Annotated in this window: 22 protein-coding genes; 8 read left to right on the top strand and 14 right to left on the bottom strand. The window is 62.9% G+C overall.

Going from position 1 to position 26251, the window contains the following annotated elements; genetic code table 11:
• The first annotated feature begins 95 nt into the window (after nt 1-95).
• The gene (gene cahR, locus QQ992_RS10740; protein WP_016715689.1) at nt 96-1103 is read left to right on the top strand and encodes a transcriptional regulator CahA; all 1008 of its coding nucleotides are present in this window, start codon (nt 96-98) and stop codon (nt 1101-1103) included.
• Between the two features lie 69 nt (nt 1104-1172).
• Here the strand turns inward: cahR and QQ992_RS10735 are convergent, their stop codons facing one another.
• From QQ992_RS10735 to katG, 3 genes are all read right to left on the bottom strand, one after another.
• Nucleotides 1173-2507 (bottom strand): MFS transporter, encoded by a 1335-nt coding sequence (locus QQ992_RS10735; RefSeq protein WP_286113337.1) that lies wholly within the window; start codon nt 2505-2507, stop codon nt 1173-1175.
• 117 nt (nt 2508-2624) lie between these two features.
• On the bottom strand, nt 2625-3836 hold the full coding sequence (gene creA / locus QQ992_RS10730) for a creatinase (RefSeq protein WP_286113336.1): 1212 nt from the start codon (nt 3834-3836) through the stop codon (nt 2625-2627).
• Nucleotides 3837-4098: 262 nt separating this feature from the next.
• Nucleotides 4099-6354 carry a catalase/peroxidase HPI gene (gene katG / locus QQ992_RS10725; RefSeq protein ID WP_286113335.1) on the bottom strand — a complete coding sequence of 752 codons (2256 nt, stop codon included), beginning with the start codon at nt 6352-6354 and terminating at the stop codon, nt 4099-4101.
• Between the two features lie 365 nt (nt 6355-6719).
• Here katG and QQ992_RS10720 point away from each other — a divergent pair, with 365 nt between their 5' ends.
• A complete protein-coding gene (locus tag QQ992_RS10720) occupies nt 6720-7622 on the top strand; it encodes a LysR family transcriptional regulator (protein ID WP_019097866.1) in 903 nt (300 codons plus the stop codon).
• Nucleotides 7623-7938: 316 nt separating this feature from the next.
• Here the strand turns inward: QQ992_RS10720 and QQ992_RS10715 are convergent, their stop codons facing one another.
• Nucleotides 7939-8817 carry a DMT family transporter gene (locus QQ992_RS10715; RefSeq protein WP_060497105.1) on the bottom strand — a complete coding sequence of 293 codons (879 nt, stop codon included), beginning with the start codon at nt 8815-8817 and terminating at the stop codon, nt 7939-7941.
• A gap of 247 nt (nt 8818-9064) precedes the next feature.
• Here QQ992_RS10715 and QQ992_RS10710 point away from each other — a divergent pair, with 247 nt between their 5' ends.
• Nucleotides 9065-9889, top strand: coding sequence for an aldo/keto reductase (locus QQ992_RS10710; RefSeq protein ID WP_286113334.1), 825 nt, complete (start codon nt 9065-9067; stop codon nt 9887-9889).
• 154 nt (nt 9890-10043) lie between these two features.
• Here the strand turns inward: QQ992_RS10710 and QQ992_RS10705 are convergent, their stop codons facing one another.
• From QQ992_RS10705 to QQ992_RS10685, 5 genes are all read right to left on the bottom strand, one after another.
• Nucleotides 10044-12140 carry a putative bifunctional diguanylate cyclase/phosphodiesterase gene (locus QQ992_RS10705; protein ID WP_286113333.1) on the bottom strand — a complete coding sequence of 699 codons (2097 nt, stop codon included), beginning with the start codon at nt 12138-12140 and terminating at the stop codon, nt 10044-10046.
• Nucleotides 12141-12303: 163 nt separating this feature from the next.
• On the bottom strand, nt 12304-12798 hold the full coding sequence (locus tag QQ992_RS10700; protein ID WP_105948547.1) for a GNAT family N-acetyltransferase: 495 nt from the start codon (nt 12796-12798) through the stop codon (nt 12304-12306).
• 116 nt (nt 12799-12914) lie between these two features.
• The gene (catA, locus tag QQ992_RS10695; protein ID WP_286113332.1) at nt 12915-13850 is read right to left on the bottom strand and encodes a catechol 1,2-dioxygenase; all 936 of its coding nucleotides are present in this window, start codon (nt 13848-13850) and stop codon (nt 12915-12917) included.
• A 43-nt stretch (nt 13851-13893) separates the two neighbouring features.
• A complete protein-coding gene (gene catC, locus QQ992_RS10690) occupies nt 13894-14184 on the bottom strand; it encodes a muconolactone Delta-isomerase (RefSeq protein WP_016715677.1) in 291 nt (96 codons plus the stop codon).
• Between the two features lie 21 nt (nt 14185-14205).
• Nucleotides 14206-15327 (bottom strand): muconate cycloisomerase family protein, encoded by a 1122-nt coding sequence (locus QQ992_RS10685; protein ID WP_060497110.1) that lies wholly within the window; start codon nt 15325-15327, stop codon nt 14206-14208.
• 135 nt (nt 15328-15462) lie between these two features.
• Here QQ992_RS10685 and catR point away from each other — a divergent pair, with 135 nt between their 5' ends.
• The 3 genes from catR to QQ992_RS10670 all read left to right on the top strand — a co-directional run bounded on the left by catR (nt 15463) and on the right by QQ992_RS10670 (nt 18528).
• Entirely contained in the window at nt 15463-16335 is an 873-nt protein-coding gene (gene catR, locus QQ992_RS10680) for an HTH-type transcriptional regulator CatR (RefSeq protein WP_286113331.1), read from the top strand.
• 123 nt (nt 16336-16458) lie between these two features.
• Complete coding sequence (locus QQ992_RS10675) at nt 16459-17226, top strand: SDR family NAD(P)-dependent oxidoreductase (protein WP_286113330.1); 768 nt, start codon at nt 16459-16461, stop codon at nt 17224-17226.
• 30 nt (nt 17227-17256) lie between these two features.
• Nucleotides 17257-18528, top strand: a complete 1272-nt coding sequence (locus QQ992_RS10670) for a D-arabinono-1,4-lactone oxidase (protein WP_286113329.1) — start codon at nt 17257-17259, stop codon at nt 18526-18528.
• Between the two features lie 46 nt (nt 18529-18574).
• On the opposite strand, the gene QQ992_RS10665 is transcribed toward QQ992_RS10670, so the two are convergent.
• From QQ992_RS10665 to QQ992_RS10650, 4 genes are all read right to left on the bottom strand, one after another.
• Entirely contained in the window at nt 18575-19372 is a 798-nt protein-coding gene (locus QQ992_RS10665; protein ID WP_286113328.1) for a helix-turn-helix domain-containing protein, read from the bottom strand.
• Nucleotides 19373-19488: 116 nt separating this feature from the next.
• Complete coding sequence (gene eutH / locus QQ992_RS10660; protein ID WP_060497114.1) at nt 19489-20721, bottom strand: ethanolamine utilization protein EutH; 1233 nt, start codon at nt 20719-20721, stop codon at nt 19489-19491.
• Between the two features lie 195 nt (nt 20722-20916).
• Nucleotides 20917-22320, bottom strand: a complete 1404-nt coding sequence (locus QQ992_RS10655) for an amino acid permease (RefSeq protein ID WP_286113327.1) — start codon at nt 22318-22320, stop codon at nt 20917-20919.
• An 85-nt stretch (nt 22321-22405) separates the two neighbouring features.
• A complete protein-coding gene (locus QQ992_RS10650) occupies nt 22406-23437 on the bottom strand; it encodes a histone deacetylase family protein (protein ID WP_286113326.1) in 1032 nt (343 codons plus the stop codon).
• Nucleotides 23438-23560: 123 nt separating this feature from the next.
• On the opposite strand from QQ992_RS10650, the gene QQ992_RS10645 reads away from it, so the two are divergent.
• Nucleotides 23561-24043, top strand: a complete 483-nt coding sequence (locus QQ992_RS10645) for an Lrp/AsnC family transcriptional regulator (RefSeq protein ID WP_119369590.1) — start codon at nt 23561-23563, stop codon at nt 24041-24043.
• A 54-nt stretch (nt 24044-24097) separates the two neighbouring features.
• On the opposite strand, the gene QQ992_RS10640 is transcribed toward QQ992_RS10645, so the two are convergent.
• Nucleotides 24098-25009, bottom strand: a complete 912-nt coding sequence (locus QQ992_RS10640; protein ID WP_119369589.1) for a LysR substrate-binding domain-containing protein — start codon at nt 25007-25009, stop codon at nt 24098-24100.
• Between the two features lie 97 nt (nt 25010-25106).
• Here QQ992_RS10640 and QQ992_RS10635 point away from each other — a divergent pair, with 97 nt between their 5' ends.
• Entirely contained in the window at nt 25107-26198 is a 1092-nt protein-coding gene (locus QQ992_RS10635) for a tartrate dehydrogenase (protein WP_119369588.1), read from the top strand.
• Nucleotides 26199-26251 lie beyond the last annotated feature (53 nt).

Raw genomic sequence — 26251 nt, 5'->3', positions numbered from 1 at the left:
ACCCGGCAACGACCTATAACAACAAGAACCACGCGAGGCTGTATTTTCTCACTGCCCCTGACGAACTATGCCTCAGCTTGCACAGGAACAGCGCAATGGTCCACCCCGCTTCTGCAACCCCATCGCCGTCTATTGTAAAGAGTTGTTCCGCGAAGACCTTCGGCTTTCTGATTTTGCCCAATTTCACCACCATCGGCCTGGCCTCGGCGGTAGAGACCTTGCGCATGGCCAACCTGGCCGCGCGCAAGCCACTGTTTCGCAGTGTGCTCATCGCAGCAGACGACGCACCAGTGACGGCCAGCAACGGCATGCGCGTCTTGCCCGACTACAGCATCGCCAACGCGCCCGCACTGGATGCCCTGCTGGTGGTGGGTGCCAACCCCATCGACCGTAGTCGTGGTAACCGCCCGCTGATCGACTGGTTGCGCCAGCTGGCCCGCCAACACATGCCGTTGGGCGGTATCTGTACCGGCAGCTACCTGCTGGCCAAGGCCGAACTGCTAAAGGGCTACCGCTGCACCATCCACTGGGAAGACTTGCCGACATTGCAGGCACACTTCCCCGGCATCGTGATCTCCAGCCAGCTGTTCGAACTGGACCGCGACCGCTACACCTGCTCGGGCGGTGTGGCGGCCATGGACATGATGCTGCAACTGGTGGCCCGCGAGGCTGGCGGCCAGGACATCGCGGCCAAGGCTGCCGAGCTGTTGCTGTGCGACCGCATGCGTGGCGAGCGCGAGCGCCAGCGGGTGCCGCTGCGCACCCTGCTGGGCAGCGCCCAACCCAAGCTGAGCCAGGTGGTGGCGATCATGGAAGCCAACCTGGAGGAACCGCTCGGGCTGGAAGAGCTGGCCAGCCTCAATGAAGTGACCGTGCGCCAGTTGGAGCGGCTGTTTCACAAGTACCTGCAGCGTACGCCCAGCCAGTATTACCTGGAGTTACGGCTGTCGAGGGCGCGGGAGTTGCTGCTGCGCAGCGATGTGCAGGTGCGTGAAGTGGCACTGGCTTGCGGGTTCAGTTCGCCGGCGCATTTTTCCAAAAGCTATAGCCGATTCTTCGGGTTGTCGCCGCTGGGAGAGCGGCGGCAGGCCTCGCTGCATTAATTCAAGTTTTTGTATTGCTTTTACCGGCCTCTTCGCGGGTAAACCCGCGAAGAGGCCAGTACAGGTCAACTAATCTTCAAGAGCCGAGTGCGCCGTTTCCCGACACATCAGCATGGCCACCAGCGCCACCAGTGCCGCCGCCAGCAGATACCCCGCCGGCGCCAGCTTGCTGCCGGTCACCTGGATCAGCCAGGTGGCAATGAACGGCGCAGTCCCGCCAAACAGTGCATTGGCCAGATTGAAGCTCAAGGCAAAGCCACTGAAACGCACCCGGGTCGGGAAAATCTCCGCCAGCAGGCACGGCAAGGTCCCATCGTTCATCGCCAGTATCGCCCCGAAGCAAATCTGGATCGCCAGGATCACCACCAGCGGCTGCCCATCGAGCAGGCGGAACAACGGCACGGTCAGCCCCAGGAACAACAGCGATGCCACCACCAGCATGGTCTTGCGGCCAAACTGGTCGGACAAACGCCCCATCAGGAAGATCAAGCCGATATAGGTGGCCAGCGACACCGTCGAGGCAATGAACGAATCCCGCTCGCTCATGCCCATTTCAGTGGACAGGTAGGTCGGCATGTAGCTAAGCAGCAGGTAGAACGCCACGGCGTTCAGGCAGGTAACGCCAATGCCGATGCCCAGGCTGCGGCGGTGCTGGCTCATCAGTTCGCGTATTGGCGCCCGCGCCATGCAGGCTTTGTTTTCCAGGCGCTGCTCCATCTCCAGAAATTTGGGGGTGTCCTGCAGGCTCATACGAATATAGCGCCCCACCAGGCCAAACGGCGCCGCCAGCAGGAACGGCAGCCGCCAGCCCCATTCATGCAGGGCTTCGCTGCTGAGCAGCTCGTGCAGTACCGCCACGAATGCCGCACCAAACAGCAACCCCGCTGCCGTGCTGGCCGGCACGATGCTGGTGTACAAGCCGCGCCGGCCAGGCGGTGCGTATTCAGCCAGAAACGCGGCGGCACCGGCGTACTCGCCCGAAGCCGAAAAGCCCTGCACCAGGCGGATCAGCAACAGCAGGCAGGGTGCCCACAGGCCGATTTGCGCATAACCGGGCAACAGGCCAATGCAAAAGGTGGATACCGACATGATCAGGATCGACCACGACAGTGCGTTGCGCCGGCCATGGCGGTCGCCGAAATGGCCCCAGACAACGCCGCCCAGTGGCCGCACCAGGAACGACAGGGCAAACACTGCAAAGGTGGCCAGCAAGCCGGTGGTCTTGTCGGTTTGCGGGAAGAAGGTGGCGGCGATGATGGTGGCCAGGTAGCCGTAGGCGGCGTAGTCGAACCACTCGACGAAGTTGCCCATGAAACTGGCCCGGGCGGCCTTGCGCAGGGCCTGGCGTTCGGCACTGAGCGCGGGGCCGTCGACGGTGGATGGGTCAAGTGTGGTGCTGGACATGACGGGTACCCTCTGGTTCTTTTAATTGGAGGCAGGGTCTGGTGGTCATACAGTGATTTTTTTGTTGTCTGGGCAGGCCTCGTCGCGGCTGAAGCCGCGACGAGGCACCACCGGTGCTTACTTGCGAATGATGTTGTGCTCCGGCCCATACGGGAACTTGGTGATGTTCTCGGCGCCGCTGTCGTTGACGATCAGGATGTCATGCTCGCGATACCCGCCCGCACCCGGTCGCCCTTCGGGCAGCATGATCATCGGTTCGATCGACACCACCATGCCCGGCTCCAGCACCGTGTCGATGTCTTCGCGCAGCTCCAGCCCGGCTTCGCGGCCGTAATAGTGGCTCAAGGTGCCGAACGAGTGGCCATAACCGAAGGTGCGGTATTGCAGCAGGTCGTGGCGCAGGAAAATCTCGTTCAGTTCACGGGCGATATCGCTGCAGCGCATGCCCGGACGCACCAGCTTCAACCCGGCCTCGTGCACCTCGACGTTGGCCTGCCACAGGCGCAGGTACTCGTCCGGGCAGTGGTCGAGGAACAGTGTGCGCTCCAGCGCGGTGTAGTAGCCAGCGATCATCGGGAAGCAGTTGAGGCTGAGGATTTCACCCTTGCCCACGCGGCGGCTGGTTACCGGGTTGTGCGCACCGTCGGTGTTGAGCCCGGACTGGAACCAGGTCCAGGTGTCCATCAGCTCGGCATCGGGGAAGCGCTTGGCGATCTCGCGGACCATCGCCTGGGTGGCATGCAACGCCACTTCATATTCAGGCACTTGATCGCGCAGCGCCTCTACCACCGCCGCACCGCCGATATCGGCCACCTGCGCGCCATGGCGAATCAGCGCCTGCTCCTCGGCCGATTTGATCATGCGCATGCGCATGCAGGGTGCACCGATGTCTACCAGCTCGGCCTTGGGGTAGCAGGCGGCGAGCTTGCCGTGGTTCTGCAGGTTGAGGTGGTCATGTTCCACGCCAATGCGCGAGGCCAGCGGCAGGGCCTGCTGGATGGCGATGAAGAAGTTGTCGCGCTGCCAGTCGGTGTAGACGATGTTGTCAGTGCCCACCGTGCGCCGCCAGGGTTGCCCGCCGTCGATGTTGGCACTGATCGAGACCACCTTGTCCTGGGTGATCACCAGCGCATAGGGGCGGCCGAACGAGCAGTAGAGAAAATCGCTGTAGTAGTTGACGTTGTGGTACGACGTGAAGATCGCCGCTTCGATGTCCTGCTCATCCATATACGCCCGCAGCCGGGCATGGCGGGCCGCATATTCCTGGGCCGAGAAGGTTGGCTGCACCTTGTCGCCATTGCGGATTTTCAGGGTCTTGGGCATTTGCATGGTCGGGGTTCCTTGTCGTTGTGAGCACGCTGTTCAGGCTTGCCGCCTGAGAAGCATTGCAACAGAACCGACGAGGACGCTTTTGTATCTATCCGACCTGGAATTGGCGGGATGGCCACTGCCCCTGGGGGCTGCTTTGCAGCCCATTCGCGGCACAAGGCCGCTCCCACAGGTATTGCGCAGGCCGTGAAGTCTGCACAATACCTGTGGGAGCGGCCTTGTGCCGCGAATGGGGCGCAACGCGCCCCCGTTTTCAGCGCTGCTATTTCAGGTCAAAGCGGTCCAGCTCCATGACTTTCTGCCAGGCCGCAACGAAGTCCCGGACGAACTTGTCACCTCCATCACTGCTGCCATACACCTCACTCAGCGCCCGCAACTGGGCATGCGAACCAAACACCAGGTCAACCCGGCTACCGGTCCACTTCACCTGCCCGGTCTTGCGATCGCGGCCTTCGAAGCTTTCGTTGTCTGCCGAAGTCGCCTTCCATTCCACGCCCATGTCCAGCAGGTTGCGGAAGAAGTCATTGCTCAAGGTGCCGGGCTTGTCGGTGAACACGCCCTGCTTGCTGCCTCCATGGTTGGCGCCCAGTACGCGCAGGCCACCGATCAGCACGGTCAGCTCCGGCGCGGTCAGGGTCAGCAACTGGGCCTTGTCCAGCAACAGCTTCTCGGCCTTGACGCTATAGCGAGCCTTGGTGAAGTTGCGGAAACCATCGGCCAACGGTTCCAGCACGGCAAACGATTCGACATCGGTCTGCGCCTGGGACGCATCGACACGGCCCGGGCGGAACCCAACGCTGCCACTGTAGCCGGCATCCTTGGCGGCCTTTTCAACGGCGGCGGTACCCGCCAGCACGATCAGGTCGGCCATCGAGACCTTTTTACCGCCATTGTTGAAGTCGGCCTGAATCTTCTCCAGCGCCGCCAGCACCTTGTCTACACCCTGGTTTGCAGCCCAGCCCTTCTGCGGCGCCAGGCGCAAGCGGGCGCCATTGGCACCACCGCGCTTGTCGGAGCCACGGAAGGTCGAGGCCGATGCCCAGGCGGTGGAAACCAGCTCGCCCACGCTCAAGCCCGAAGCTAAAACCTTGGCCTTGAGGGCCGCGATGTCTTGCTCACTGACGGTGGATGCATCAGCTTTGGGCAACGGGTCCTGCCACAGCAGCTCTTCATTGGGCATTTCCGGGCCCAGGTAACGCGCCAGAGGGCCCATGTCGCGGTGGATCAGCTTGTACCAGGCGCGGGCGAAAGCATCCGCCAACTGCTCGGGGTTGTCCTTGAAGCGGCGGGCGATCGGTTCGTAGATCGGGTCGAAGCGCAGCGCCAGGTCGGAGGTCAGCATGGACGGTGCGTGCTTTTTCCCCGGGTCGTGCGCATCCGGCACGGTGCCTGCGCCCTTGCCTTCTTTTGGCCGCCACTGATGAGCGCCCGCCGGGCTCTTGGTCAGCTCCCACTCGAAGTTGAACAGGTTGTTGAGGTACTCGTTGCTCCACTTCGTCGGGGTCGATGTCCAGATCACCTCCAGCCCACTGGTAATGGCATCACCGCCCTTGCCGCTGCCGAACTTGTTCGCCCAACCCAGGCCCTGCAGTTCAAGGCCTGCGGCTTCCGGCTCGGGGCCGACGTTGTCGGCGGGGCCGGCACCGTGGGTCTTGCCGAAGGCGTGGCCACCTGCAATCAGCGCCACGGTTTCTTCGTCGTTCATGGCCATGCGGCCGAAGGTCTCGCGGATGTCCTTGCCCGACGCCACCGGGTCGGGGTTACCCTCCGGCCCTTCCGGGTTCACGTAGATCAGGCCCATCTGCACGGCGGCCAGCGGGTTTTCCAGGTTGCGCTCGGCCGACAAGTCGCGGTTCTGCTCTTCGCCATGTTTGGCCGGCTCGGCCACCAGGTCGCCCTGGCCTGGCGGCTGCGCCTTGACCTGGTCCTTGCCGTAGCGGGTATCGCCCCCCAACCAGACCTTTTCCGAGCCCCAGTACACGTCTTCATCGGGCTCCCACACATCGGCGCGCCCGCCCGAGAAGCCGAACGTCTTGAAGCCCATGGATTCGAGAGCGACGTTGCCGGTAAGCACGATCAGGTCGGCCCAGGAAATCTTGTTGCCGTACTTTTGCTTGATCGGCCACAGCAGGCGCCGGGCCTTGTCCAGGCTGACGTTGTCCGGCCAGCTGTTGAGCGGGGCGAAACGCTGCTGACCCGAGCCGGCGCCACCCCGGCCATCGCCAATGCGGTAGGTACCGGCGCTGTGCCAGGCCATGCGGATGAACAGCGGGCCGTAGTGACCGAAGTCGGCGGGCCACCAGTCCTGCGAATCGGTCATCAAGGCGGTCAGGTCTTTTTTCAGGGCCTGGAAGTCCAGGCTCTTGAACGCCTTGGCGTAATCGAAGTCCGGGTCAGGGCTGGACTTGGACGAGTGTTGGTGAAGAATTCTCAGGTTGAGCTGGTCAGGCCACCAGTCACGGTTGGTGGTGCCGCCACCTGCGGTTTGATGGAACGGGCATTTCGATTCGTTCGACATCTGCGGGTACCTTTGGGTCGGTTATCCAGATTTCCGGTCTATGCCAGGTGTTCTTTCAGCCGAGCGTGTGGGCTCGTGCTACCCCTCATCAGGTCTACACGGGGCTTGCGAAGCTGTCACGGCGGGCCGGTGCGGTCTTGCACGCAGGTGCTGACACACCGCCCGCTCGCGGAATTCGCGGGGCCAGGGGAAAGACTAGCCGAGCTTGGGCAGACTTCTAATAGAGTGGCTGTTGCAGCTTGATAGGCTGGCTCTGTCAGGTATTCCTGTCCCCCCGAAGAAGCCGACACATTCATACAAGGCAAGCAGGCCACCCCCATGCTTCAATACACCGCCAAGCCCTCTACCCCCGGAACCCGAGCCCAATGAACCGCAACGACCTGCGCCGCGTCGACATGAACCTGCTGGTGCTGTTCGAAGCCCTGATGATCGAACGCAACCTGACCCGCGTGGGTGAAAAGCTGTTCATCACCCAGTCCACCGTCAGCGCCGCCCTCGCCCGCCTGCGTGAGCTGTTCGACGACCCGCTGCTGATCCGTAGCGGCCGTGCCATGGAGCCCACGCCAAGGGCCATGCAGATCTTCGCCGAGCTGGGCCCGGCCATGGACGTGATTTCCGCCGCCATCAGCCGAGCCCGCGAGTTCGACCCGGCCAGCAGTTGCAACGTGTTCCGCCTGGGCCTGTCGGACGATGCCGAGTTCGGCCTGTTCCCGGCGCTTCTGCAGGCCCTTCGCGAAGAGGCCCCGGATATCAGTGTGGTGGTACGGCGTGCCAACTTCCTGCTGATGCCCGGCTTGCTGGCCAGCGGTGAAATTTCCGTCGGTGTGAGCTACACCACCGACCTGCCGGCCACCGCCAAGCGCCGCAAGCTGCGTAACATCGGCGTGCGGGTGCTGCGCGCCGACGACCGCCCCGGCCCGCTGACCCTCGACGAATACTGCGCCCGCCCGCATGTGATGGTGTCGTTCTCCGGCGACATGAGCGGCAATATCGACCTGGACCTGGCGCGCATCGGCCGTTGCCGCAAAGTGGTGCTGGCAGTGCCGCAGTTCGGCAGCCTGCGCGCCCTGCTACGCAATACCGAGATGATCGCCACGGTACCGGACTATGCCGCCTGCGCCCTGGCCGACGACGGCAGCTTGCGCGCCGACCCGGCACCGTTCGATATCACCGAGGCCGAGCTGTCGATGGTGTGGAGCGGCGCCCAGGACAACGACCCCGCCGAGCGCTGGCTGCGCGAGCGCATCCTGCAGTTCATGGCTCGGTAGGTGCTTGGCTGAAGAAATTTGCCGCCTGTGAGATCGAGCGCCGCCCGCGCGGCGCATCGCGAGCAAGCTCGCTCCTACATCTGTTTCGGGCCAGTTATTCCTGGGGGATTTGCGCGCGAACGCCTTGGCGCATGGCACGATATCGCGTCGTACAAACAAGGCGGTCGCGTGCGTTGGCGCAGGCGTTACTGGCCCGAAACAAATGTAGGAGCGAGCTTGCTCGCGATGCGCCGCGCGGGCGGCGCTCGATCTCACAGGCGCTGAGAACCTCAAGGCGGGCACCTACCAGCCCTGACATTATCGCAGCGGAAAAACCTTACTTGCGCCGCTGCATCCACGCCGCCCCCAGCCCACTGAGGCAAATCACCGAAATACCCACCAGGCTCAAGGTATCCGGCACCTGGCTGTAGATCACGAACCCGAGCAACCCGGCAAACACGATCTGGCAGTAGCTGAACGGTGCCAGCAACGCTGGCGCCGCATGGCGGAAGGCCTGGGTCAGCAGCAGGTGCGCCGTCATGCCAAAGCCCCCCAGCGCCAGCATCAGCAGTGCATGGTCCCAACGCGGCATTTCCCAGAAGAACGGCACCAGCGCACTCAACGCCAAGGTGTTGCAAAGCCCCGCATAGAAGTTGCTGGTAGTCGGGCTGTCGTGCGCCGCCAGGATGCGCGTCAGCAGTTGGTAGAAGCAGAACCCCAGCGCCGAACCGAACGGGTACAGAATGGCAGGGGTGAACATCGCTCCCCCCGGGTGTACCACCACCAGCACGCCGATAAAGCCCAACACCACCGCCACCCACTGCCCCACTGTCACCCGCTCTTTGAGCAGCGGCGCGGACAGCGCGGTGACCAGCACCGGGGCAAGAAAGTTGACCGCCGTGGCCTCGGCCAGCGGCAGGTATTGCAGGCCGGTGGTGAACAACAAGCTGGTACTGAGCAGGCTCAGGGCACGTAGCGTCTGCAACAGCGGCCGACGGGTGCGCAGCACGTTCATACCCGACTTGGGCAGAAAGATACCGGCCATCAGCAGCGTATGCACTAAATAGCGTGCCCACACCACCATGATGATCGGGTAGAGGCCGCCAAGAAACTTGGACAAGGCATCGTGGCTGGCAAACAGAAACGTCGCCACCACGACGAGGGCGATGCCACGCAGAGGTTGGTTGACGCCGGACAGCGGTGTGCTGGAACTCATGGCTCTCTCGATGACGGCGCGCCAGCAGGCGGCGCCCAGGGAAGGCCGCACAGGCGTGGCCTGGCGGATGCAACAGTTCGGATTCTAGAAGAGATGATGCAGCATAAGGAAGTTCAATTGCCGCTTGTCCAGGCCGACTGCAATTTCTGTTCGCTGATCGACCACTTTGTGCTCCACACGCATGGTCCGTGCCGTGCTGATCGTCGACCATCGACGCTGAACCCTGCACACCCTACAAGGAATTTACATGCAAAGGCTCACCACCCGTAACGGCCTGGCCCTGCCTGCGATTGGCCTGGGCACCTGGCCGATGACTGGCACCGAGTGCACCCAGGCTGTACACCAGGCGCTGGATGTGGGTTACCGCCACATCGACACGGCCACTGCCTACAACAACGAAGCAGCGGTAGGCCAGGCCCTGCGTGACAGCGACGTGCCGCGCGAACAGATCCACCTGACCACCAAGGTGTGGTGGGACCGCCTGGAACCCAAAGCCATGCGCCAATCGCTGGAAGACAGCCTGCGCGCATTGGGTACCGAGCAGGTCGACCTGTTCCACATCCACTGGCCCGGCCAGGACTGGGACCTGGCCCGCAGCATCGAAACCCTGGTAGCGCTGCGTGACGAAGGCAAGACACGCCACATCGGCGTGGCCAACTTCCCGCTGGGGTTACTGCGCCAGGTGGTAGAAAACCTCGGTGCGCCATTGTCGGTCATTCAGGTGGAATACCACGTGCTGCTCGACCAGCAACCACTGCTGGACTACGCCCGTCGCCATGACCTGCTGCTCACCGCCTATACCCCGCTGGCCCGCGGCCAGGCAGCAGCGCAGCCGGTGATCCAGGCGATTGCCCACAAGCACGGCGTGCTGCCCAGCCAGGTGGCGCTGAAGTGGCTGCTGGATCAGGATGGCGTGGCGGCGATTCCCAAGGCCAGCAGCCGCGAGAACCAGATGGCCAACCTGGCAGCGCTGGACGTGCAACTGGATGACGAAGACCGTGCGGCGATTGCCGGGTTGCCGAAGGATCAGCGCGTAGTAAGCCCGGCGTTTGCGCCGGATTGGAATAGCTGACCTTAAAAGCTGACGCGGCCCCTGTAGGAGCGGCCTTGTGTCGCGACGGGCCGCAAAGCGGCCCCGGCAATCTCTGTGGCGACGCTAAAAAGTGGGGCCGCTGCGCGCCCCATCGCGACACAAGGCCGCTCCTACAAGGGGACCGCGTAAGCCATTACTCTGGTGTAATGACCTGCTTGAGGCGCTCACTCGCCGGCGCCGGCCGCCCGTACAGGTAACCCTGAAAGTGCGAACAGCCTTCCGCCGCCAACCGGCGCATCTGCTCTTCCGACTCCACCCCCTCGGCCGTGGTCTTGATCATCAGGCTATTGGACAGGTCGGTAATAGCGCGAATGATCGACATGGCTTCGCGGCTGTCGCACATGTCGTGCACGAACGACTTGTCGATCTTGATCCGGTCGAACGGGAACGACCGCAGGTACCCCAACGATGAGTAGCCGGTCCCAAAGTCGTCCAGCGAAATGGACACACCCAGGTCTTTCAGCGCACGCAAGGTGCGCACGTTTTCCTCGCTGTTGCCCAGCAGTACCGATTCGGTAATTTCCAGCTCCAGCCGCTGCGGTGGCAGGCCTGAATCGGCCAGCGCCAGGGCGACGATATGGACAAGGTTGCCATTTTTGAACTGCACGGCCGACAGGTTGACCGACACGGTCTGCTCGCTGTCCCAACTGGCCGCTTCCTGGCAAGCCAGGTTCAGGGCACGCGTGCCCAATTCGTGGATCAGCCCGGTTTCTTCGGCGATGGGGATGAAGTCCATGGGCATGACCATGCCACGGGTCGGGTGCTCCCAGCGCAGCAACGCCTCGTAACCGGTAACGCTGCTGGTCTGCTGGTCGACCACCGGCTGATAGTGCAGCTGCAACTGGCCCAGATGCAGTGCGGTACGCAGGTCGGTTTCTACCAGACGGCGCTGGCGGGCCGCGACGTCCAACTCTACGTCGAAACACTCGTAGCGGTTGCGGCCATTGCGCTTGGCCTCGTACAGCGCCATGTCGGCATAACCGAGCAGCTGCTCGGCCTGGTCGTTGTCATCGGGGGCAATGGCAATGCCGATGCTCACCCCGACCGTGAACTGATGCCCTTCGATCTGGAACGGCGGACAAATGGCGTTGATCAGCCGCTGCGCGGTGTTGCACGCTGCATCGCGACCATCAAGGCCTGTCAGCACCACGGCAAACTCGTCACCGCCCAGACGGGCCAAGGTGTCGTGCTCACGCAGTTCTCGGCGCAAGCGCTTGCCCAAGGCCCGCAAAAGCTTGTCACCAAAGGCATGGCCCAACGAGTCGTTGATGTTCTTGAAATTGTCCAGGTCCAGGCACAAGGCAGCGGTCAGCTTGGCGTTTTCGCTGCCGCGCACCAGGGCCTGTCGCAGGCGTTCGTTGAACAGCGTTCGGTTGGGTAACCCGGTGAGCGCATCATGGTGCGCCATGTGGTGGATCTGCGCATGGGCGGCCAACTCTTCAGTGGCGTCTTCGGCGACGAACAGCACGTAGTCAGCCTGGCCCTCGCGGTTCTGGCTGAGCAAGGTGCGGCTGCGAAGGGTGCGCGGGCCGCGGGCCGTGTCGACGCGGGTTTCGGCAGCATGGCCCTTGGTACTGCGGGCACCACGCGCCAGTTGCTGCTCAAGGTAGTCGGCCGCTGCGGGGGCAAGGCAGTCACCGGGCAACTGGCCGATCATGCTGCGCCCCGGCCCGCCGAACAGGCGCTCGGCCTGCTGGTTGGCCAACAGGATGCGCTGGCTTTCCAGGTCCTGGACGATGACGCTGGCAGGAATGTTGGCAATCACCGAATCCAGAAACTGAGACAGCTTGGTCATTTCCTGGCTGTACTGCTCGGCCAGTTCCTTGGCCTGCAACAACTCCTGCTCCTGGCGATGGCGCTCGGAAATGTCGCGGGTGACCTTGGCGAACCCCACCAGTTGCCCGGCATCGTCGTGCACCGCTTCGATGACCACATGGGCGTGAAAGGCGGTGCCGTCCTTACGCAGGCGCGAACCCACTTCTTCAAAGCGCCCGGTGCTGCGCGCTTGCTCCAGGTTCAGCGCCGGCAGCCCGGCTGCACGCTCGGCATCGCTGTAAAACAACGAGTAATGCTGGCCGACGATTTCATCGGCATGGTAGCCCTTGGCACGTTGGGCACCGGGGTTCCAGTTGGCGACAATACCCTCGGGGGTGAGCAGGTAGATGGCGTAGTCCACCACGCTCTGGATCAACAGCCGGTACATGATGTCGGGATTTGCAGCTAGCGACATGAACTTTACCTGAACCCTCGAGGGGCATGAGAAGGGATCCTGGCACGCTGTGGCCGGGTCTTGGAATGCGTTGATGGCATTATGCCGCTCATGACGATTTTGTGAAGTGGCTCACAAAAATCTCGCTATTCCCCTTCAAGGACGAACGAAGACGGATAAAACCTCAATGGCGGGCGCCACTCACCAGGAAATTCAGCAAGTCAGGCTCATCGTCCAAGGCAATCGCCTGTGCCGGGCGCGACAGGTTCGCCAGCACAGCGTTGCAGAACGCCACCGCGGGCGGATCCTGTGCGTAGCAGCGCAGCAACCAGTCGCCCTCCCCGCTCAGCAACTGCAGCGCCACCGCCTGGCCGATACCCTGACGACGGTACTTTTTCAGGATGAACAGGTCGGCCAGTTCGAGGGCATCGATGCCCGGCAACTCGCTGCGTTCCACCAGCACGAAACCGGCGATGAAGCCGTCCGCCAGCACCAGGTAGGCGCCCCAACCGTCGTCCTGCCAGTAGCGCTGCAGGTGCTCGTCGTGGATGTAGAACCGGCCATCCACTTCGACGTCTTCCTGCTCCCAGTCGGAGGACTCGTAAGAATAGAACTGGTAGAGGTTGCGGATGAGCGGGGCCTGGTCGGCGGTAGTCGGTAACAGTGCGATCGGGAGCATGGTGCGGGCTCGGGGTAAAAGGCCGATTCTAGATGACAAGCGGCCGACAGCAAAAAGCCCAGGCCCTCCCCGCACGGAAAGGCCCAGGCCAAAACACGGTGAATCCAGGCTAGAACTCAGCCTTCCTGCAATGCACGCGGCCGATGGCTGCGCGCTTCGGCCTCCGGCGCTGCAGCCGCCTGCAGGTGGAAGTCGAACGCCAGTTCGGCAAAGCGCTCGCCCTGAATACCGCGATCACGCGCGGCAGCGGCATCTTCGACAAAGCGCAGCTCGCCAATCAGCCCGTCACGGGTAGCGTAGGCGAAGTCATCCCACAGGTACTTGTCGCCCTCGAAGTTGATCTGCGTGGTCAGGTGACGGTACCCAGGTGCCGAGATGAAGAAGTGCACGTGCGCCGGGCGCTGGCCGTGGCGGCCGAGCAGGTCCAGGCATTCCTGGGTCGGGCCCTGCGGGTCGCAGCCGTACCCCGACGGCACGATGGAGCGCGCACGGTAGCGGCCTTCGGCATCGGTGATGATGCGGCGGCGCAGGTTGTATTCGGACTGGGTCGAATCGAAGTACGAATAAGTGCCCTGGGTGTTGGCGTGCCAGAGGTCGACGGTGGCACCGGCCAGCGGCTTGCCGTCGGCATCGAACACCTGGCCCTGAAGGAACATCACCACACCCGGGTCGGTGCCGTCATCCATGCGCGCTTCGCCTTGCGCCAGCGGCGCACCGGCCACGTACAGCGGGCCTTCGATGGTGCGCGGTGTGCCGCCACCCAGGCCGGCTTCGGCGTCCTTGGCGTCTTGCAGCAGGTCGAGGAAGTGCTCGATACCCAGGCCTGCGGCCAGCAGGCCCGCCTCGTTACGGCCGCCCAGGCGGTTGAGGTAGTCAATGGCGTGCCAGAATTCGTCTTCGGTGATTTCCAGGTCTTCGACCAGGCGCGCGGTGTCCTGCAGGACGCGCAGGATGATCTGCTTGAAGCGTGGGTTGCCCTCGGCATGGTCCAGGCCAGCCACCTTGTTGAAGAAGGCTTGAACATCGGCAGTGTGGGAAATTTTCACGGTCATCGTGCTTACCTCGTATTGTTCTTGTCGGGTAGTCAGGTGCGAATCAGCGGTCGTCGCTGTGGATCGACGAAGGGTGGCGGCACAGGCCGTTCACCTCGATGTCCATGTACGGGAACAGCGGCAGTTGCATCAGGGTATCGTGCAGCGCCTCGACGCTGGGCACATCGAACACGCTGTAGTTGGCATAGTGCCCGGCAATGCGCCACAGGTGGCGCCAGGTGCCCTCGCGCTGCAGGCGCTGAGCCAGTTCCTTTTCATCGGCCTTGAGCTTGGCAGCCTTGGCCGGGTCCATGTCGACCGGCAGTTTCACGGTCATCTTCACGTGGAACAGCATGATTATCTCCTTGCTTGCTGATCAGCGACGGGCGAAGCGCGCCAGGCGCTGTTCGTCCAGGGTCAGGCCCAGGCCTGGGGTACGGGGAATGTGCAGCTGGAAGTCGCGGTACTGCGGCGGCTCGTTGACGATTTCTTCGGTCAGCAGCAGCGGGCCGAACAGCTCGGTGCCCCAGGTGAGTTGGCGCAGGGTAAGGAAGGCATGGGCCGACGCCAAAGTGCCGATCGAACCTTCGAGCATGGTGCCGCCATACAGGGCGATACCGGCGGCCTCGGCGATTTGCGCGGTGCGCAATACGGCACGCGGGCCACCGTTCTTGGCGATCTTCAGCGCGAAGATGCTGGCCGCGCCGTCAGCGGCCAGGCTGAAGGCATCCTCGACGCTTTCAATCGATTCATCGGCCATGATCGGTGCCGGGCTGCGCTGGTTCAGGCGCACCTGGCCACCCCGGTTGATGCGTGAAATCGGTTGTTCGATCAGGTCGATACCATTGTCGCCCAACACCTGGCAGGCGCGAATGGCCTGGGATTCGTCCCAGTACTGGTTGACGTCGACGCGCACGCTGGCGCTGTCGCCCAGCTCACGCTTGATGGCCACCACGTGCTTGAGGTCTTGCTCCACCGGGTTGGCGCCGATCTTCAGCTTGAACACACGGTGACGGCGAATTTCCAGCATGTGCTGAGCTTCGGCGATGTCGCGGGCAGTGTCGCCACTGGCCAGGGTCCAGGCCACTTCCAGGCTGTCACGCACACGGCCGCCCAGAAGCTCGCTGACCGGCAGGCCCAGGCGCTTGCCCTGGGCGTCGAGCAACGCGCTTTCGATACCCGATTTGGCAAAGGTATTGCCCTTGGCCAGCTTGTCCAGCTTGAGCATGGCGGCGTTGATGTTGTCCGCCGCCAGGCCGATCAGCGCAGGCGCCAGGTGCGCGTCGATATTGGCCTTGATGCCCTCGGGGCTTTCGTAGCCATAGGCCAGGCCACCGATGGTGGTGGCCTCGCCGATACCTTCCACGCCATCGCTGCAGCGCACGCGCAATACCACCAGGGTCTGTTGCTGCATGGTGTGCATTGCCAGCTTGTGCGGGCGAATGGTCGGCAGGTCGACGATAATTGCTTCTATGCGTTCAATCAGCGCGCTTGTCATTGTAGCCAGGTCCCGTCAGGTCGGGCTGCCAGTGGCAATCCCGAATGGTGCATTTACTTGCTTGTTCAAGGATTGCGCGAGACCCTGATGACCGTCCAATATCAAATGAATCTCCCACCATACCCTGGAGGTCTTGTGGAGCTGCGCCACCTGCGTTACTTCAAAGTCCTGGCCGAAACCCTCAATTTCACCCGCGCCGCCGAGCTGCTGCACATTGCCCAGCCACCACTGAGCCGGCAGATCAGCCAACTGGAGGACCAGCTCGGTACCCTGCTGGTGGTGCGTGAACGCCCGCTGCGGCTGACCGAGGCGGGTCGTTTCTTCTATGAGCAGACCTGCACCGTGTTGCAGCAATTGCAGAATATCAGCGACAACACCCGGCGCATTGGCCAGGGCCAGCGCCAGTGGCTGGGCATCGGCTTTGCCCCCTCGACCCTGTACAACGTGCTGCCGGAGCTGATCCGCGAGCTGCGCCAGGACAGCGAGCTGGAACTGGGCCTGAGCGAGATGACCACGCTGCAGCAGGTGGAAGCGCTGAAGAGCGGGCGCATCGACATCGCTTTCGGGCGCATTCGCATCGATGACGCAGCCATTCACCAGCAGGTACTGCGCGAAGACCCGCTGGTGGCCGTGCTGCCCAAGGGCCACCCGCTGGCGGGCAGCCCGCTTAGCCTTGCCCAGCTGGCGAGCGAGGCCTTCATCCTCTACCCGGCCAACCCCCGGCCCAGTTATGCAGACCACGTACTGGCGCTATTCGCCCAGCACGGCATGAGCATCCGCGTCAGCCAGTGGGCCAACGAACTGCAAACCGCCATCGGCCTGGTGGCGGTGGGCGTGGGGGTGACCCTGGTGCCGGCGTCGGTGCAACAGCAGCACCGTACCGATATCGAGTATGTCGGTTTGCTGGATAGCGGCGCGGTGAGCCCGATCATCCTCAGCCGCCGCAAGGGTGATGTAAGCCCGGTCGTGCAGCGGTGCCTGACGTTGATCGAACGGCAAAACCAGTAGCCCGCCGCCCGTATACCCATCGGTATATGGATGTTCCCGTTGTTCTGTTTCATGCTCCGCCACGCGAATCGCGAAACGCCCGGGCTGCAAGAACAGACCAATAACAAACAACGGGAGTCGAACATGGCGGGACGTCTCAACGGCAAGGTAGCGCTGATTACTGGCGGCGCGGGGGGCTGCGGGCTGGCTGCATCGCAGCTGTTTGCAGCGGAAGGGGCCCGGGTGGGCATTGTCGACCTGCCAGGCAGCAAGGGCGCCGAGGTAGCCCGGGCACTGCGCGATGCAGGCCACGACGTCATTTTTGCGGCGGCCGATGTGTCGGACGCACAGCAAGTGAAGGCTGCAGTGGCGGCTGTAGAGCACGCCTTCGGGCACATTACCGTGTTGATGAACCACGCCGGCATCCTCGCCGCCCTGCCCTTCCTGGACACCAGCGAAGAAGAGTGGGACCGGGTGATGGCGGTGAACGTGAAAAGCATGTTCCTGGTCACCCGCGCCGTCCTGCCGGGCATGCTGGCCGCCGGTGGCGGCAGCATCGTCTGCACCTCCTCCATCTCGGCCGTGGTGGGCACACCCATGGAGGTGCTGTATTGCACCAGCAAGGGCGCCACCCATATGTTCGCCCGGGCCATCGCCGTGGAGTTCCGTGACCGGGGCATCCGCGCCAACGCCATTTGCCCAGGCTTTATCGCCACCGCCCACGGCCTTCGCGAGATCGACATGCTGCGCCAGCATGGCGTGGATGTGAGCGCAGAAGCCATTGCGGCCGCCCAGGGGCGCTTGTGTGAGCCTTCGGAAGTGGCCAGCGCAGCCTTGTTCCTGGCCAGTGACGACGCCAGTTTCGTCAACGGCGCACACCTGTTTGCCGACAACGGCTACACGGCCATCTGAGCAGAAGAACAACAAGCAGGAGAGACCAACGTGACCACCTCTTCCAACAACATGCACATCAACGAATTTGGCCTGGAACACGCGCATTGGCGCAACTGGGCCGGCAACCAGTCCTGCATCCGTGCAGCACGCGGGGCGCCAGCCAGTGAAGACGAACTGTGTTCGATGGTGAACCAGGCCAGCAGCAATGGCATGAGTGTGCGCGTGGCCGGTTCCGGACATTCCTTTACCCCGGTGGCGCTGACCAATGGCCTGCACCTGAGCCTGGCCAACATGAGTGGCGTACGCCACATCGACCCTGAGAAAAAGCGCGTCACCGCTGCCGCCGGCACCACCATCAATGCCTTCGGCAAGGCATTGCGTGCAGCGGGCTTGTCGATGGTCAACCAGGGCGACATCGACAGCCAGTCGATTGCCGGCGCCCTGACCACCGGCACCCACGGCACCGGCCTTACCTTGGGCAACCTGGCGTCGTCCATCGTTGGCATGAAGCTGGTGCAGCCCAATGGCGAAATCCTGGTGGTGGACGAAAGCACCCCCGATTTGTTGCAGGCTGGCCGGGTTTCTCTCGGGGTGCTGGGCATCGTTTCGGAACTCACCCTGCAGGTGACCGACAGCTTCAACCTGCACGAGCGCATCTGGCGCGAAGACTTCGAAAGCGTGATGGAAAAGCACGATGAGCTGGCGCGCACGCACCGCCACTTCAGCTTCTTCTGGTGCCCCTACGAACAAAGCCGCCACTGCTATTGCCTGCCCGATACTGCCGCCACCTCCACCACCGGGCGCACTACCGACGTGTGCGAAGTCAAGGTCATGGACATTACCGACCGCCCGGCCTGGGAGAGCGAATTCGAGAAAGTGGCGTACAGCTCGGATGTGTACCCGATCGAGTACCTGCCCAACTTCCACGAGCTGGAATACGCCGTGCCGCTGCGACACAGCAAGGAAGCGCTGCGGGCAGTGCGCAAGCTGATGCTGGAAGACTTCCCCGAGGCCATCTACCCCATCGAGTACCGTTTCACGGCCGGAGACGGCGCATGGATGAGCCCGTTCTTCGAGCAGGACAGCGTGACCATTTCGGTGTCTGGCCAACCGGGTACCGATTACTGGGACTACCTGCGGGCGGTGGATCAGATTCTGCGTTCGTATGGCGCCAGGCCGCACTGGGGCAAGCTGCACTTCCTGACCGGTGAGGATGTGAGTGCCATCTACCCGCGGGCTGAGGCCTTCCGTAATTTGCGCCGACAGTTGGATCCGCAGGGCATCTACCTCAGCGAGCACCTGAGCCCGCTGTTCAAGTAACCTGCTGCTTTCACATACTGGGGCCGCTTTGCGGCCCCTTTCTTTATCAGGCCTTGGCCAGGTAGTCGATGAACAGGCGGAACAACTCGGCGTTGGTGGAAATCTCCAGACGCTGGTAGATGTTGTGCTTGTGCACCTTCACCGTCCCATCGGAAATACTCAGCTGCCGTGCAATCGACGCATTGCTGTGCCCCTGCAGCAGCAACTTGGCGATCAAGCGCTGGGTCTCGGTCAACTGCCCTTGCAGGATCTCGACAAACGCATCCTCCAGCACCGCCCCCTCTGGCGTCGCGCGCAGGCAATCGGCATAGCGTAACCGGCAATGTTGGCCGAACACCGAAGCCAGCAATGGGGCCATGCCCGCCAGCAGATCCATTTCCTCAGCGCTGAAATCGCCACTGCTGTGATTGCGCATCAACGAGTACACAATGGCTACCTGCGGCTGCAAGGGAATGATGAAGCCCACCTCCTCCACCGCCGTGCCGTAGTCGGACGACACGCAGGGGTGGATGTCTTTGGAGATGGCAAAGCCCGAAGAGAAGAAGCAGTCAGGCGCCAGCTCGCTCATGCGCCACACCCCGGCCGGATGCTCGTTGGCACAGGCAACGTAGAAAGGATCGAGCAGGTAACCGCCTCGCACGTAGGCATTCAGGGTCCGCTCGGTTACCGAATGGTTGTAGCCGTTATGCACCAGCAGCGCAGGCTGGTTGAACTGGAACAGGTAAGCGCAACTCATGTCGAACGCCAGCGTGCCCCGCAGCCACGTATCCAGCGCCAGCCCCAGTTGCTCGCTGCCAATCGCCTCGATTGCCGCCGCCAGCCCCTTCGCCTCATCTTTTGTCATTGTTCACCACGCTCTCGTGCACGGAAGGCCTGTGCGACCTTACCGGCTTGATTGGCAAAAAGCACAAAATCCGGAGCGCCCTGGACGCTCCGGATCATGTGCATGACGTTTCTGGCTCAGGACGGCTCGGCCGCTACCTTGAACGCACCGGCGGCATCATCCTGGCGCCCCATCTCCTGCGCCTTGGGCACCGCCAGCCAACTGGCCAGCAGCATGGCGATCAGGCCACCACTGAGCTTGCCGATCATCAGCGGCAGTATCAGCGAGGGTTGGAAGTTGGCCGAGAAGGCCATGTGGTCGCCAAAGGTGAAAGCGGCGCACACCGAAAAGGCGATCACCAGCACCTTGTCCTTGGGCGGCATTTCGCTGACCAGCCGGAACATGGCCAGGATATTGGCCGAGGCCGCCAGCACCCCGGCCGCACCGACACCGGACATGCCAAAGCGCGAGGCCACCCGCTCGATCGGTCGCGCCAGGAAGCGCTTGAGCAGGTGCACCATGGGGAACGCACCGCACAGCATCAGGCCGATGTAGCCGGCTATTTCCAGGGCACGGAACTGGTCGTCGGCGTCGGCAATGATTGGCGCGAACCCCCAACTGCCGAACAGGTGGCTGAACAGGCCGGTGAAGTACTGCACGATGGACGCCACCAGCACCAGCACCACGGCGATGTACATGAACTGGCCGAGCTTGAGGAACAGGTACACCATCAGCGTCGGGAAATAGCGCAACGCCGCCGCCAGGGCGATACAGAACAGAATCAGCGGCATCAGGTTGCGCAGCAGCATCGCCCAGGTGAAGTGCAGCGCCTGGGTGGCGGCGCCAGTGGTGGCGATGTCGGGGCGCACGCTCAGGCCCAAGGCCTGCATGGCCATGGCGATGATCATGATGCTCAGCGGGATGGTCAGCAGCCCGGCCATGATCCCCAGGGCCATGTACTTGTGGTCGACCTTGCGCAGCATGGCCAGCCCCACCGGGATGACGAAGATGATCGTGGCGCCGCACTGAAAGCCGGTAATCAGGCCCAGGATCCAGCCTTCAGGGCTTTGCGCCAGGGCCTTGGCCAGCTGGTAGCCGCCCATGTCCGAGGCGATGAAGATGGGGCCGGCAATGCCGGGGTCGGCACCGATGGCCAGGAACAGCGGCGCGATCACATGGCTGATGCCCGCCGAGATATAGGGGATCGCCGCCATGATGCCCGCTACCGGGATAAAGATGGGGCCGATGCTGTGCAGGCCGGCGATGAACTCCTGGCCCAACTCGCCCTCGGGATTATAAATGGATGCCACCGCACCCAATACCGCGCACACCATGATGACGTAGATGACATAGGTGCCGATGCTTTCCATTTGCCGCCTCATTTTTAGAGTTGTCGGGTTGGCAGGACTGAAAGGTCACGGGGCATCGTTGTTGTTATGGCGTGTGCAAGGCGCGCCCCGTCGAGGGGTTAAGCTATGCGGCGGGTGGCGGGCTGTCCATATACCGGGAGGTATACGTGGTCTTGTGATTCGGGGGCCGCTTTGCGGCCCCACCTTTACGTCCCGCTAACCTGGCTCACCTCGGCGGCGGTAGGCCACCAGCAAGAACACGAACCACAACGGCATCACGCACAGCGCCAGCCGGGTATCCGGCTGCAGCGCGAGCAGTACCAACACAAAGGCGAGAAAAGCCATGCTGGTGACCGCCATCGGCACCCCGCCCGGCAGCTTGAACTGCGAAGCCTGGTGCGCGGCCGGGTTGCGCTTGCGGTAGGCAAGGTACGCAGCAAGGATCATCGACCAGGTGAAAATCACCAGAATCGCCGACACCGTCGAGATCAGCGTAAACACCGTCATCACCTCGGGAATGATGAACAGCAGGCTCAGCCCGATCACCATGCACACCCCGGAAAACACCAGGCTGTATACCGGCACACTGAGTGCCGAAAGCCTGGCGAACACGGCCGGCGCGTTACGCCGCTCGGCCAGGCCGAACAGCATCCGGCACCCCGAATAGACCCCACTGTTTGCCGAGGACGCTGCCGACGTCAGCACCACGAAGTTGATCATGCCTGCCGCCGCCGGGAAGCCCGCCAGCAGGAACAGTTCGACGAAGGGGCTGCGGTTGGCCGGCACTTCTGCCCACGACACCACGCTGATGATGCACATCAGCGCCAGGATGTAGAACAGCAGGATGCGCAACGGGATGGTGTTGATCGCCCTGGGCAGCGAGCGCTGCGGGTTTTTCGCTTCTGCCGCCGTGGTGCCGATCAGCTCGGTACCGGCAAACGAGAACACGGCAATCTGGAACCCGGCGAAGAAACCGCTGATGCCATGGGGCAACACGGCGCCCGGCGCGACCACGTTGGACAGCGAGGCCACCACGCCATTGGGCGAGGTATAGGACGTGGCGATCATCACCGCCGCCGTGATGATGAGTAGCACGATGGCGACGATCTTGATGATGCCGAACCAGAACTCCACCTCACCAAATATACGTACCGCCAGCATGTTCAGCCCCAGCAACACGAACAGGGTGAAGAACGCCGGCACCCAGGCTGGCGTGTCCGGGTACCAGTACTGGAAGAACCCGGCCACCACGACCACATCCCCCACGACCGCCACACTCCAGCTCAGCCAGTACGACCAGCTCAGCACGAAGCCGGCGCGCGGGCCCAGGTAATGGGCGACGATATCGGCAAACGACTTGAAGCGCAGGTCGGACAACAGCAACTCGCCCATGGCGCGCATGACGAGGAACACGAAGAATCCGAGAATGGCGTACACCAGCAGGATCGAGGTACCGGACAGCGCGATCACCTTGCCCGAGCCCATGAACAGGCCGGTGCCGATGGCGCCGCCGATGGAAATCAGCTGGATGTGGCGGTTTTCCAGTGTGCGTTGCAGGTGCCCGTCACGGTCGGGCGTTACCGGTTTGCTTTGCTCAAGGCTTGCGGGCATGTCTTGCATGGCGACCTCTTGTTATTGTTGGTCTGCAGGTTGTGCTACGCCGTGCCAGGCCTGCACGGGGCCTGGCCACGGGGTGTTGTGCCGGTCAGCGCGCGCTTTCGAACCCTTGCAGGGTGTTCACCGCATTGATGCCGATTTCGTCGACCATGTAGCCGCCTTCCATCACGAACAGGGTCGGGATGCCGGCACTGGCGATCTCGGCGCCCATGCGCAGGAAGTCTTCGCTGGTGAGCTTGAAGTGGCTGATCGGGTCATCCTCGAACGTGTCCACGCCAAGCGACACCACCAGGAATTCGGGCTTGTGCGCGACGATGCGCTTGAGCGCGTCCTGCAGGGCTGGCTGGTACTGCGCCCAACGCGTGCCTTTACCCATCGGGTAGTTGGCGTTGAACCCCTCGCCCGCACCTGCGCCCTGCTCATGGGCATAGCCGGAGAAATACGGGTAGGACACATGCGGGTCGCCATGCAGGGAGGCGAAGAACACGTCAGGGCGGTCGTAGAAGATGTTCTGTGTGCCGTTGCCGTGGTGGAAGTCCACATCCAGCACGGCAACGCGCTTGGCGCCCTGGCTCAGGCAGCGTTCGGCGGCGATGGCGGCGTTGTTCAGGTAGCAGTAGCCGCCCATGTATTCGCGGGCGGCGTGATGCCCCGGCGGGCGGCACAGGGCGAAGGCACTGTTGGCGCCGTCGATGATGCGCTGCATACCGGTGAGCGCAACGTTGGCGCTGCTGCGCACGGCCTCCCAGGTGCCGGCCGTGATCGGCGCACCGGCGTCCATGGCATAGAAACCCAGCTTGCCGTCGATGAAGCCGGGTTCGCGGTCGATGGCCAGGTCACGCACCGGCCATACCAGCGGCAGTGCATCGTGGGTCTTGCCAGTGGCGGCCCACTCCGACCAGGCGGTTTCCAGGAAGGTGACGTAGCGCTCGCTGTGCGCCGCCACATAGCAGGCGCGGTCGAAGGATTGCTCGGCAATCACATCGCCCAGGCCGGTGCTGTGCACCCGGGCCAGCACGGTGTCGGCGCGCCGGGGGTTTTCGAACGATGGCGTGATGGCGCCATCCTTGAGTTCCGAGCCATGGTGCAAGCGGTGGTTATTGCTAAAGACTGTCAGCACGCGAATGTCCTTTTTCAAGGGGTTACCGGATAACCAATTTTCGCGAGAGCGCGCTGAAAATGCTTTGCTTTATGCTCATTTGCACCCGATGATTGAGCAAAGTATTCACAGAGAAAGCCTGTTATGAGCAAAGCTTTTGCCATTGAACAACTGGACGACACCGACCGCGAGCTGCTGCGTCTTTTGCAGGAAGACGGCACCCTGTCGAGTGCTGCGCTGGGCGAGCGCCTGTCGATGACCGTGACGCCTTGCTGGCGCCGACGCAAACGGCTGGAAGAACTGGGCATCATCAAGGACTACCAGGCCAACCTCGACCGCCGGAAGCTGGGCTACGACGTGATGGCGTTTGCCCAGGTGCGTTTTGGTAACCACTCGGCCGAAGCGCCGGATGAGTTCGAGCAGGTGATTCGGAAGCTGCCGCAGGTGTTGTCGTGCCACAAGGTGACCGGCGAGGCTGACTATGTGCTGACAGTGCTGGCGACTGATCTGGAGAGCTATGGGCGGTTTGTGGAAGAGGTGTTGCGCAGGCAGCCGGGGATTGCCTCGATCCAGTCGAGTTTGGCGTTACGGGAAGTGAAGGCGGTTTCCCGGATACCTGTGACCTGAAGGCCACCGCGCTCCGCTTTTGATTTTTGTAGGAGCGCACGCCAGGGCCAGATTTTACTCCGGTAAGCTGTAACGCTCGGCAAAGTACTGCCGGAAAAAGTCCACCGCCACCCGCACCTTGGCCGAACTGGCCAGCGGCGAGGTATACACCGCCCAGATATCCGCCGGCTGGTGATAGTCCTCCAGCACCTGCACCAGCCGCCCGTCCTGCAGGCTGTCGTGCACATCCCACCACGAACGCAGCAATATCCCGCGCCCATCCAGGCACCACTGGTGCGCCACTTCACCATGGTTGGTCGACAGGCCGCCGGTCACCCGCACGCTTTCTTCGCCGTTAGGCCCCATTAGTTGCCACACACCAAACGGGTGATCGCGCTCCTTGATCACCAGGCAATCATGGCTGGCCAGGTCGCCCAGCACCTTGGGCGTACCGCGCCGCGCCAGGTAGGCCGGCGCGGCGCACAGCACCCGGCGGTTACGCGCCAGCGGCTTGGCAATCAGGTTGGGGGCAATGGCATTACCCACGCGGATGTCCAGGTCCACGCCCTCCGCAATCAGGTCCACCAGGCGGTCGTGCACGTCCAGGCGAATGTCCAGTCGCGGGTAGCGTTCGGCCAGCTCCGACAAGGCCGGCGCCACGAAGCGCCGGCCCAGCCCCAGACTGCTGGCAATGCGCAGCTGGCCGGCCGGTTCGCGGTGCTGGGCGCTGATGTCATCGCCCATGCGCTGTACCGCGTCGAAAATTTGCAACGCCCATTGATACACCCGCTCGCCCTCCTCGCTCACCGTTACCCGCCGTGTGGTGCGGTGCAGCAGCCGCACCTCCAGGGTTTGCTCGAGCATGCGAATGCGTTTGCTGATGTATGCCGCCGACATGCCCAGCTCGTCGGCCACGGCCGCGAAGCTGGCGCGCTTGGCCACTTGCAGGAAGATATTGAGGTCGTCGAGGCTGGGCAGATTATTCACGTAGCGTGTTCCAAGAATCCATGATTGGCCAGATTATCTCCAGGCCAAGCCCTTATAGCATGGCCAGCACCTGTTCCCTAGACAACGAGTGCACCCCATGAGCAAGACCTTCAGAATCGCGGCAATCCCTGGCGACGGCATCGGCAACGAAGTACTGCCAGAAGGCATTCGCGTGGTCGAGGCCGCTGCGCGCAAGCACGGCCTGGACATCAGCTTCGAGTTCTTCGAGTGGGCCAGCTGCGATTACTACCTGGCCCACGGCAAGATGATGCCGGACGACTGGTTCGAACAGCTCAAGGACTTCGACGCCCTGTACTTCGGTGCAGTGGGCTGGCCAGACAAGGTGCCGGACCACATTTCGCTGTGGGGTTCGCTGCTCAAGTTCCGCCGCGATTTCGACCAGTACGTGAACATTCGCCCGGTGCGCCTGTTCCCGGGCGTGCCGTGCCCGCTGGCTGGTCGAGAGCCAGGTGACATCGACTTCGTGGTCATCCGCGAAAACACTGAAGGCGAATACTCGTCCCTGGGTGGCCGCATGTTCGAAGGCACCGACAACGAGTTCGTGCTGCAGGAGTCGGTGTTCACCCGCCGCGGTGTCGACCGCATCCTCAAGTATGCCTTCGACGTGGCCCAGACCCGCGAGCGCAAGCACGTCACCTCGGCCACCAAGTCCAACGGCATGGCCGTAAGCATGCCGTACTGGGACGAGCGCACCGCAGCCATGGCTGCCAATTATCCGGAAATCAGCTGGGACAAACAGCACATTGATATCCTCTGCGCCCGCTTCGTGCTGCAGCCCGACCGCTTCGATGTGGTCGTAGCCTCGAACCTGTTCGGCGACATCCTGTCCGACCTCGGCCCGGCCTGCGCTGGCACCATCGGCATCGCACCGTCGGCCAACCTCAACCCCGAGCGCAAGTTCCCGTCGCTGTTCGAACCGGTACACGGTTCGGCGCCAGACATCTACGGCAAGAACATCGCCAACCCGATCGCGATGATCTGGTCGGGTGCGCTGATGCTCGACTTCCTCGGCAACGACGGCGCCGACCCACGTTACCGCGCCGCCCACGACGACATCCTCAAGGCCATCGAGCAGGTCATCGCCGCCGGCGAGGTGACCCGCGACATGGGCGGGCAGCAGTCCACCCAGCAGGTGGGCCAGGCCATCACTGCGCTGGTCGAAGCCTGATGCACAGGGGCCGATTGTCAGAACTGTCTGACAATCGGCCCCTTGCCTCTTGC

It is taken from the genome of Pseudomonas kurunegalensis (assembly GCF_030291635.1).
In the GTDB taxonomy this organism is placed as follows: Bacteria; Pseudomonadota; Gammaproteobacteria; order Pseudomonadales; family Pseudomonadaceae; genus Aquipseudomonas; species Aquipseudomonas monteilii.
The sequence above is the reverse complement of the archived record's forward strand: the minus strand, read 5'-3'. Positions and strand labels throughout refer to the sequence as shown.